9 protein-coding genes are annotated in these 7,968 nt (G+C 71.0%); 3 read left to right on the top strand and 6 right to left on the bottom strand.

Annotated elements, in window-relative coordinates; translation table 11 throughout:
• Window positions 1-141: 141 nt before the first annotated feature.
• Window positions 142-1,098 carry a 5'-3' exonuclease gene (locus K313_RS0104800; RefSeq protein ID WP_029210655.1) on the bottom strand — a complete coding sequence of 319 codons (957 nt, stop codon included), beginning with the start codon at window positions 1,096-1,098 and terminating at the stop codon, window positions 142-144.
• 85 nt (window positions 1,099-1,183) lie between these two features.
• On the opposite strand from K313_RS0104800, the gene K313_RS20070 reads away from it, so the two are divergent.
• Window positions 1,184-1,726 (top strand): Lrp/AsnC family transcriptional regulator, encoded by a 543-nt coding sequence (locus K313_RS20070; protein ID WP_029210654.1) that lies wholly within the window; start codon window positions 1,184-1,186, stop codon window positions 1,724-1,726.
• Here K313_RS20070 and ybaK read toward each other — a convergent pair.
• From ybaK to K313_RS0104770, 5 genes are all read right to left on the bottom strand, one after another.
• Window positions 1,704-2,189, bottom strand: coding sequence for a Cys-tRNA(Pro) deacylase (gene ybaK, locus K313_RS0104790; protein WP_029210653.1), 486 nt, complete (start codon window positions 2,187-2,189; stop codon window positions 1,704-1,706). The genes K313_RS20070 and ybaK overlap by 23 nt on opposite strands.
• 148 nt (window positions 2,190-2,337) lie before the next feature.
• Complete coding sequence (catC, locus tag K313_RS0104785) at window positions 2,338-2,619, bottom strand: muconolactone Delta-isomerase (RefSeq protein ID WP_029210652.1); 282 nt, start codon at window positions 2,617-2,619, stop codon at window positions 2,338-2,340.
• Window positions 2,620-2,662: 43 nt separating this feature from the next.
• On the bottom strand, window positions 2,663-3,535 hold the full coding sequence (gene catA, locus K313_RS0104780) for a catechol 1,2-dioxygenase (protein WP_029210651.1): 873 nt from the start codon (window positions 3,533-3,535) through the stop codon (window positions 2,663-2,665).
• Between the two features lie 136 nt (window positions 3,536-3,671).
• On the bottom strand, window positions 3,672-4,838 hold the full coding sequence (locus K313_RS0104775) for a mandelate racemase/muconate lactonizing enzyme family protein (RefSeq protein ID WP_029210650.1): 1,167 nt from the start codon (window positions 4,836-4,838) through the stop codon (window positions 3,672-3,674).
• Complete coding sequence (locus K313_RS0104770) at window positions 4,835-5,749, bottom strand: LysR substrate-binding domain-containing protein (protein ID WP_029210649.1); 915 nt, start codon at window positions 5,747-5,749, stop codon at window positions 4,835-4,837. Before K313_RS0104770 ends, K313_RS0104775 begins: the two co-directional genes overlap by 4 nt.
• Window positions 5,750-5,992: 243 nt before the next feature.
• On the opposite strand from K313_RS0104770, the gene benA reads away from it, so the two are divergent.
• Complete coding sequence (gene benA, locus K313_RS0104765) at window positions 5,993-7,378, top strand: benzoate 1,2-dioxygenase large subunit (protein WP_029210648.1); 1,386 nt, start codon at window positions 5,993-5,995, stop codon at window positions 7,376-7,378.
• A 10-nt stretch (window positions 7,379-7,388) separates the two neighbouring features.
• The gene (gene benB, locus K313_RS0104760) at window positions 7,389-7,940 is read left to right on the top strand and encodes a benzoate 1,2-dioxygenase small subunit (RefSeq protein WP_029210647.1); all 552 of its coding nucleotides are present in this window, start codon (window positions 7,389-7,391) and stop codon (window positions 7,938-7,940) included.
• The last annotated feature ends 28 nt before the right edge of the window (window positions 7,941-7,968 follow it).

The raw sequence follows: 7,968 nt of genomic DNA, 5'->3' as shown, positions 1-7,968 counted from the left end.
AGATCCCACCAACGGCCCGTGGTCGGCAGCTCGTGAGAGGGCAGCTATGGCGCCCTCCCGGCAGTCCGAGCAACCAGTTCCGCCCTCCCACCGGAGTCGCGCAAGCGCCGGAGTCGCGCGGGCGGTGCGAGCGCGGCGCGGTCAGAGGATGTGCAGCGCCGACAGCACGCGGGTGAAGCTCGACGCCACGCCCAGCTCGTCCGCGACCACCGACATCAGCCGCACGTCCGCCACCTCGGTCGGCAGGCGCAGCGAGCCCAGCGTCACCCCGGGCAGCGGCGCGTCGTGCGCGACCCGCACCACGCGGGGCGCGACGTCGAGATAGGCCGACGCCTCCTCGAGCCGGGTGCGGCGGGCGCCCTTGATGGCGGGATCGCCACCGTCGACGGCGGCCCGCAGTGCGGGCAGGTCGCCATACTGCTGGATCAGGGCGGCGGCCGTCTTGTCGCCGATGCCCTGGACGCCCGGGAGGCCGTCGCTGGTGTCGCCGCGCAGCACCGCCATGTCGGCGTAGGCCGCGCCGGTCGGCACCCCGTGCTTGGTCGCGAGATAGGCCTGGTCGATGACGTCGGCGTCGCGCACGCCGCCGCGCGCGGTGTAGAGCACGCGCACCCCGGAGGCGTCGTCGACGAGCTGGAAGAGGTCGCGGTCGCCGGTGACGATGTCGATGGGGAGCTTGCGGCGGTGCCGGTGGACCAGCGTCCCGATGACGTCGTCCGCCTCGTAGCCTGCCGATCCGACCCGCGAGATCCCCAGCGCGGCAAGGGAGTCCACGATGGCCGGCACCTGTGGGGCCAGCGCCTCGGGGGTGTCCTCGGAGTCCGGTGACCCGTCGGCGAGGCGGTGGGTCTTGTAGGTCGGGATGGCCTCCACGCGGAACGCCGGACGCCAGTCCTCGTCCCAGCACGCGGCCAGGTGGGTCGGGGCATAGGTCGTGACGAGCGTCGCCACCATGTCCAGGAAGCCCCGCACCGCGTTGGACGGCGGCGAGTCCGGCGTCTTGCGACGGTCCGGCACGCCGTAGAAGGCGCGGTAGTAGAGAGACGCCGCGTCGAGCAGCATGAGACGAGGGCTCGCGGAGTGGGGAGGCGGCGTCATGGGGTCAGTCTGCCGGATCTCGGCGCCGCCGTCCGGATGCTCGGGGCATCCGGCCGAGAGCCCCTGCGGCCGCTAGTGTTGCGGGATGGAGTCTGTCGACCAGCAGATCGTCGCGCACCTGTCCCGCGACGGCCGCATGTCCTACACCGACCTGGGCAAGGCGACGGGGTTGTCCACGTCGGCCATCCACCAGCGCGTGCGACGGCTCGAGGAGCGCGGGGTCATCACCGGCTATCGCGCGACCATCGACCCGGACTCCGCGGGGTTGCCGCTGGCGGCCTACATCTCGATCGCGCCGCTCGACCCGACCGAGCCGGACGACATCCCCGACCGGCTGCGCGACGTGAGCGCGATCGAGGCGTGCCACTCGGTGGCGGGGGACATGTCCTACCTGCTCAAGGTGCGGGTCGCCACGCCGCACGAGCTGGAGGAGCTGATCGCGCTGGTCCGCTCGCGCGGCAACGTCTCGACGCGCACCACGGTGGTCCTGTCCACCTCCTGGGAGGGTCGGTCGGCCAGCGGTGGCGGTATGCCGGGCCGCTCGGCGGGCGACACGGCGGCCGCGACGGCGACGTCGGGCACCTCGCCCGGTGACCGCGACGACGTCAGCGATCGATCGGAGCCGTGACCGCGCGGGTGACCGCGACCAGGTCGGCCGGCGCCAGCTCCAGGTCGAAGCCCCTGCGCCCACCGCTGACGAGCACGGTGCTCTGCTCCACGGCGGACTGGTCCAGGACCATGGGCAGGGCGCGCTTCTGACCGACGGGGCTGATCCCGCCGACGACATAGCCCGAGCTGCGTTCGGCCGCAGCGGGATCCGCCATCACCACCCGCTTGACGCCGAGGGCGTGCGCCAGGGCCTTGAGGTCCAGCTGCCGGTCGACGGGCACGATGCCGACGGCCAGCCCGGACCCCGTGTCGACGAGCAGGGTCTTGAGGACGCGCGCGGGGTCGACGCCCAGCGCCTCGGCCGCCTCGAGCCCGAACGACGCCGCCGGGTCGTGGTGGTAGGCACGCACCTCGTACGCCACGCCCGCCCGGTCCAGGGCGACCGTGGCGGGGGTCCCGGACGAGGCGTGCTTCTTGGCCATGCCCGTCACTGTATGCCGCAGCCGCTCGCCTCCACGCGGTGATCTGCGTGGCGGCGAGCGGCTCCGTCATACGGCCCGAAGACCCGCCGGGGGTAAAGGCATCGACCTGGCGAACGAAGGCCGGTCGATGCCTCTACCGCCGGTAGGTCTAGGCGTGGATGTCCGAGGGGTGCGTCGCCAGCGGCGTGACCTCGACCGTCATGTACGCGAACAGCGGGAGCCCCCAGAGGATCTCGTGGAGCCGCTCGTTGCTCTCGACGTCGAAGATCGAGATGTTGGAGTACTGCCCGGCGCACCGCCAGATGTGCCGCCACTCACCACCGCGCTGCAGGTCCTGGGAGTACGCCTTCTCGCGGGCGATGGTCGCGTCCCGCTCCGCCGGATCCAGGTCGTGGGGGATCGCGACGTGCATCTTCACGGCATACAGCATGGTGGTGCTCCTCGGTGCAGGTGGTGGATGGCGGCAGGGGCGGTCAGGCGCGGACCGGGTCGATCACGAAGTCGTAGTCCACGACCTTGCCCTGGCCGTCGGCCGCCGGCTTGGGGTCGAGCATGAGCTCGGGCTTGACCGCCGTCGCGATGTCGTCCTGGTTGTGCGGGTCGCCGGGGAAGTAGAGCTGCGCGGTGAGCAGCTCGTGGTCGGGCGCCGACACCTTGAGGTGCAGGTGGGCGGGGCGCCAGGCGTGCCAGCCGGCGGCGGCGATGAGCTTGCCGCACGCACCGTCGGTGGGGATCTGGTAGGGGGCGGGGATGATCGAGTGGATCTCGAAGCGACCCTCGTCGTCGGTGGTGAAGCTGCCGCGGAGGTTCCAGTCCGGCAGGCCTGGGGCGTACTGGCTGTAGAAGCCGTCCGCGTTGGCCTGCCACAGCTCGACCTTGGCGTGGGGGAGGGCGGAGCCGTCCGTCGTGCGCACCTGGCCCTGGAAGGTCATGGCCTCGCCCGGCTCGTCGTCGCGCATCGGGATGGTGCCGTGCGAGCCCTGCTCGGGCGACCCGGGCACGTAGTACGGACCCTCGATGGAGCCCTTGTTGCCCTCGCGGTGGTCGGTGTTGACGTCCTCGACGACGTGCTCGAGCCACACGTCGAGGAAGAGCGGCCACTCGCCGTCCTCGCCGACCTGGATCAGCCAGCTCTTGAGGGCGTCGTACTCCTCGTAGGTGAGGCGGTGCTTGCGGATGACCTCGTGCAGGGCCTGCAGCGCGTCGGTCGCGATGGCGTCCACGCGCTCCGTGGGCACGTCGAGCGCGCGCTGCTTCTTGCGGAAGGCGGCGGTCGCGTTGGCGCCGGAGTCGGCGGCGCGAGCCTCGAGCGTGGCCTGGGAGGTCGGGTTGGTGTCGGTGCTCATGATCTCTCCTTCGGGTGGCGTCGGTGCCACCGGTCCGTGATGGGTGCGGTGCGTGACGTGGGTGCTGCGTGGTGCGGTGCTGAGCTGAGCAGGAGGTGCGGTTCGTATGTCGTGCCCGGCGTGAGCCGGCGTGGCGTCAGAGGTCGACGCGGTAGTGCTCGAGCTTGTCCTCGTCGACGGTGACCCCGATGCCGGGGCGGCCGCTGACGGCGAGGGTGCCGTCCTGGATCTGGAGGGGCTCGGTGAGCAGGTCGTCGCTCATGTCGAGGAAGTTGGACAGCTCGCCCGCCCGCCGCGTGGTCGCGTCGTAGGCCGAGCCGAACGCGACCGCGCAGGCCGTGCCGAGCTGCCCGTCGATCTGGTTGCCCATGACGACCTCGACCCCGAGGCCCTCGCACTGGTGCAGGATCCGGCGGGAGTCGGTGAAGCCGGTGCGGGCGGTCTTGATGCTGATGGCGTCGGCCGAGCCGCCGAGGATCTCTCGGGTCACCTCGCCGGGGGTCGTCGCGCTCTCGTCGGCGACGGTGGGGATGGTCGTATGCCGGACCAGCCACCGCCGTCCGAGCACGTCGTCGGCGGGGCACAGCTCCTCGGCCGAGGTGAGGTCGAGGTCGGCCATGGCGTCGAGGGCGCGGGCGGCCTCGGAGGGCGTCCAGCCGCGGTTGCCGTCGACGTAGAGCTCCACGGCGTCGCCGAAGTGCTCGCGCAGGGCCCGGCACACGTCGACGTCGAGGCGGAAGGGGCGGCGGCCGACCTTGACCTTGAAGGTCGTGATGCCATAGGTCGAGCGCATCCGCTCGGCCTCGTCGACCATGGCCGCCGGGTCGGCGAAGCCGAGCATGTGGCTGACCCGCATCCGGTCGGAGTAGCCGCCGAGCAGCTCGGTGACCGGCCGCCCGAAGGCCTGGCCGATGACGTCCCACAGGGCCATGTCCAGGGCGGCCTTGGCCGTGGGGTTGCCGACGGTGCGGCGCAGGCGGGCGTGGATCTGCTCGCGGTGCAGGGCGTCGGTGCCGAGGACGGCGGGGGCGAAGATCTGCTGGATGACGGCGACGATCGAGGCCTGGGTCTCGCCATACGTGAAGGGACGAGGCGGAGCCTCGGCCACCCCGACGAGCCCACCGGCGGTGCGGACCCGCACGAGCACGTGCTCGGCCACGGAGACCGAGCCGCTGGCGAAGGCCAGGGGCTTGCGGTAGGGGATGGCGAAGGGGATGGTCTCGACCTCGGTGACGGTGAGATCGGCGGTGCCGGGGGTGCTGGTCGTCGCGCTGGTGCGGCTGGTGGGGGTGCTGGTGGTCATCGGGGGGCCTTCCGGCTCGGGTCGGCCTGCAGGAGGTCGTGCTCCTCGAGGGTCTGCACGAAGGCCTCCACCAGGGGGTTCGGCTGGTCGGCGCGCCAGGCGAGCGCCAGGTCGACGGTCGCGGTGCCGGGCAGGTCGGCGAAGGTCACGCCCTCGAGCCCGGAGGCGCGGGTGGACGCGGGGACCAGGGCGATGCCGAGGCCTCCGGCGACCAGCGAGAGCAGGGTCGACATCTCGGTGACCTCGTGCTCGACGGTGGGATAGAAGCCGGCGTCGAGGCAGGTGCGCACCACGGCGTCGGTGACCACGGAGCGCGAGCTCGGCGCGAGGACCACGAAGGACTCCTCGACGAGGTCGTCGACCGTGACGTCCGGGTCGCCGACGAGGCGGTGGCCGGAGGGGAGCGCGAGCACGAGCGGCTCGCGGGCGATCAGGCGGGTGCGCAGCCGGTCGTCGCGGACGGGCAGGCGCAGGATGCCGACGTCGATGCGGCCGGCGTCGAGGTCCTGGACCTGCTGCGGGGTGAGGCGGTCGGTCTGGAGCTGCAGGCCGACGCCCGGCATCCGGGTCTTGACCAGGGCGGCCATGCGGGGGAGGTAGCCGTAGGTGGCGGACCCGGTGAGCGCGATGCGCAGGACCCCGACCTGGCCGCGGGCGATGCGGCGGGTGCGCTCGACGGTGTCGTCGAGGGCCGCGAGGGTGCGTCGGGCGTCGCCGACGAAGACCTCGCCGGCGGGCGTCAGGGCGACGGTGCGGGTGGTCCGCTCGAACAGCTCCACCTGCAGCTCGTCCTCGAGCTGGCGGACGGCCTGGGACAGGGGCGGCTGGGAGATGTGCAGCGAGCGGGCGGCGCGGCCGAAGTGGCGGTGCTCGGCCACGGCGACGACGTAGCGCAGGTGACGCAGCTCCATCGGTGACCTCCTCGTCAGCTGTCGGCGGTGCGTTCGACCTCCACGGTAGGCCGGGTGGATTGATCTACACAAATACCTGTTGCGGCCTCATTGATAGGCGCTGCGTGTCAATGGCACCCTAGGTCAACCCTGGGCAGATGACGGGGGCGGGGGTGCCTCGCGACCGTGAGAGTGGTGGGGAGCACGCGGCCAGAACGCCTCTGCCGCATCGCAGTCCGTGCCGACGACGCCACAGGAGGAACCATGCCGTACCCCACCGGCACCCCGAAGTTCGATCTGGACCAGGCCGTGGTGGAGCGCCCCGAGGAGGGCATCTACCGCGCCAACCGGGCGATCTTCACCGACGAGGAACTCTTCGAGCTCGAGATGAAGCACATCTTCGAGGGCAACTGGATCTACCTCGCCCACGAGTCGCAGATGGCGAACCCGGGCGACTACTTCACGACCTACATCGGCCGGCAGCCGATCGTCATCACGCGCGACAAGGACGGGGAGCTGCACTGCCTGATCAACGCCTGCGCTCACCGCGGCGCGATGATCTGCCGCCGCAAGACGGACAACCGCACGACGCTGACCTGCCCCTTCCACGGCTGGACCTTCCGCAACGACGGTCGCCTGCTCAAGGTCAAGGACCCCGACGGCGCCGGCTACCCCGAGCAGTTCGACACCGACGGCTCGCACGACCTGACCAAGGTCGCCCGGTTCGAGAGCTACCGCGGGTTCCTGTTCGGCAGCCTCAACCCCGACGTGCCCTCGCTCGAGGAGCACCTCGGCGACGCCACCAAGGTCATCGACATGCTGGTCGACCAGTCGCCCGAGGGCCTCGAGGTCCTGCGCGGCGCCTCCACCTACACCTACGACGGCAACTGGAAGGTCCAGGCGGAGAACGGCGCCGACGGCTACCACGTGTCTGCGACCCACTGGAACTACGCGGCCACCACGTCGCGCCGCTCCACCGGCGAGTCCGCCAACACCACCAAGGCGCTGGACGCCGGCAAGTGGGGCAAGTCCGGCGGCGGCTACTGGTCCTTCGACCACGGGCACCTGTGCCTGTGGACCTGGGCCGGCAACCCCGAGGACCGCCCGCTGTGGGACCAGATGGACCGGCTCAAGGCCGAGCAGGGCGACGCCAAGGGCGAGTTCATGGTCAAGGGCTCCCGCAACCTGTGCCTCTACCCGAACGTGTACCTCATGGACCAGTTCTCCACGCAGATCCGACACTTCCGCCCGATCGCGCCGGACCAGACCGAGGTCACGATCTACTGCATCGCCCCCAAGGGGGAGTCCGCCGAGTCCCGCGAGTGGCGGATCCGGCAGTACGAGGACTTCTTCAACGCCTCCGGCATGGCCACCCCGGACGACCTGGAGGAGTTCCGCTCCTGCCAGAAGACCTTCCTGGCCACCGCGGCCCCCTGGAACGACATGAGCCGCGGCGCCGAGCACTGGCTGACCGGCCCGGACGACGTCGCGCGCTCCCTCGGCATGACCAACGTCCGCAGCAGCGGCGTCAAGAACGAGGACGAGGGCCTGTACCCCGTCCAGCACGGCTACTGGCTCGAGACGATGCGCCGGGCCGTCGAGACCGAGCGCGAGGCCGCGGCCGCGCGCACCGAGCCCGCCGGCGCCTGAGGAGACGACGATGACCACCACCGAGCTGACCACCAGCACCCAGGGCAGCACCCAGGGCACCAGCGCCCAGGGCACCATCACCCAGACCAGCATCGAGCAGTTCCTCTACCGCGAGGCCCGCTACCTCGACGACCGCGAGTTCGAGAAGTGGCTGACCTGCTACGCCGACGACGTCGTCTACTGGATGCCCACCTGGGCCGACGACGACCGCCTGACCAGCGACCCGCAGCGCGAGATGTCGCTGATCTACTACGGCAACAAGGGCGGCCTCGAGGACCGGATCTTTCGCATCCGCACCGAGCGGTCCAGCGCCACGAGCCTGCCCGAGCCGCGCACCAGCCACAACATCACCAACGTCGAGGTGATCGAGCGCCGGGGCGACCTGGTGGACGTGCGCTTCAACTGGCACACCATGTACTTCCGCTACAACACGGTGGACCCGTACTACGGCACGTCGTTCTACACGATCGACTTCTCCGGCGAGGCGCCCGTCATCCGGCGCAAGACCGTCGTCCTCAAGAACGACTACATCCACCACATCGTGGACATCTACCACATCTGATCGACGAGCAGCATCGTCGGATCCCGTT

Source organism: Arsenicicoccus bolidensis DSM 15745, assembly GCF_000426385.1.
GTDB classification, from domain to species: Bacteria; Actinomycetota; Actinomycetes; order Actinomycetales; family Dermatophilaceae; genus Arsenicicoccus; species Arsenicicoccus bolidensis.
The sequence above is the reverse complement of the archived record's forward strand: the minus strand, read 5'-3'. Positions and strand labels throughout refer to the sequence as shown.

Bases quoted from the DNA above. Each gene is read 5' to 3' on its own strand.
- K313_RS0104800 (WP_029210655.1), bottom strand. From the start codon at position 1,098: ATGACGCCGCCTCCCCACTCCGCGAGCCCTCGTCTCATGCTGCTCGAC.
- K313_RS20070 (WP_029210654.1), top strand. From the start codon at position 1,184: ATGGAGTCTGTCGACCAGCAGATCGTCGCGCACCTGTCCCGCGACGGC.
- ybaK (WP_029210653.1), bottom strand. From the start codon at position 2,189: ATGGCCAAGAAGCACGCCTCGTCCGGGACCCCCGCCACGGTCGCCCTG.
- catC (WP_029210652.1), bottom strand. From the start codon at position 2,619: ATGCTGTATGCCGTGAAGATGCACGTCGCGATCCCCCACGACCTGGAT.
- catA (WP_029210651.1), bottom strand. From the start codon at position 3,535: ATGAGCACCGACACCAACCCGACCTCCCAGGCCACGCTCGAGGCTCGC.
- K313_RS0104775 (WP_029210650.1), bottom strand. From the start codon at position 4,838: ATGACCACCAGCACCCCCACCAGCCGCACCAGCGCGACGACCAGCACC.
- K313_RS0104770 (WP_029210649.1), bottom strand. From the start codon at position 5,749: ATGGAGCTGCGTCACCTGCGCTACGTCGTCGCCGTGGCCGAGCACCGC.
- benA (WP_029210648.1), top strand. From the start codon at position 5,993: ATGCCGTACCCCACCGGCACCCCGAAGTTCGATCTGGACCAGGCCGTG.
- benB (WP_029210647.1), top strand. From the start codon at position 7,389: ATGACCACCACCGAGCTGACCACCAGCACCCAGGGCAGCACCCAGGGC.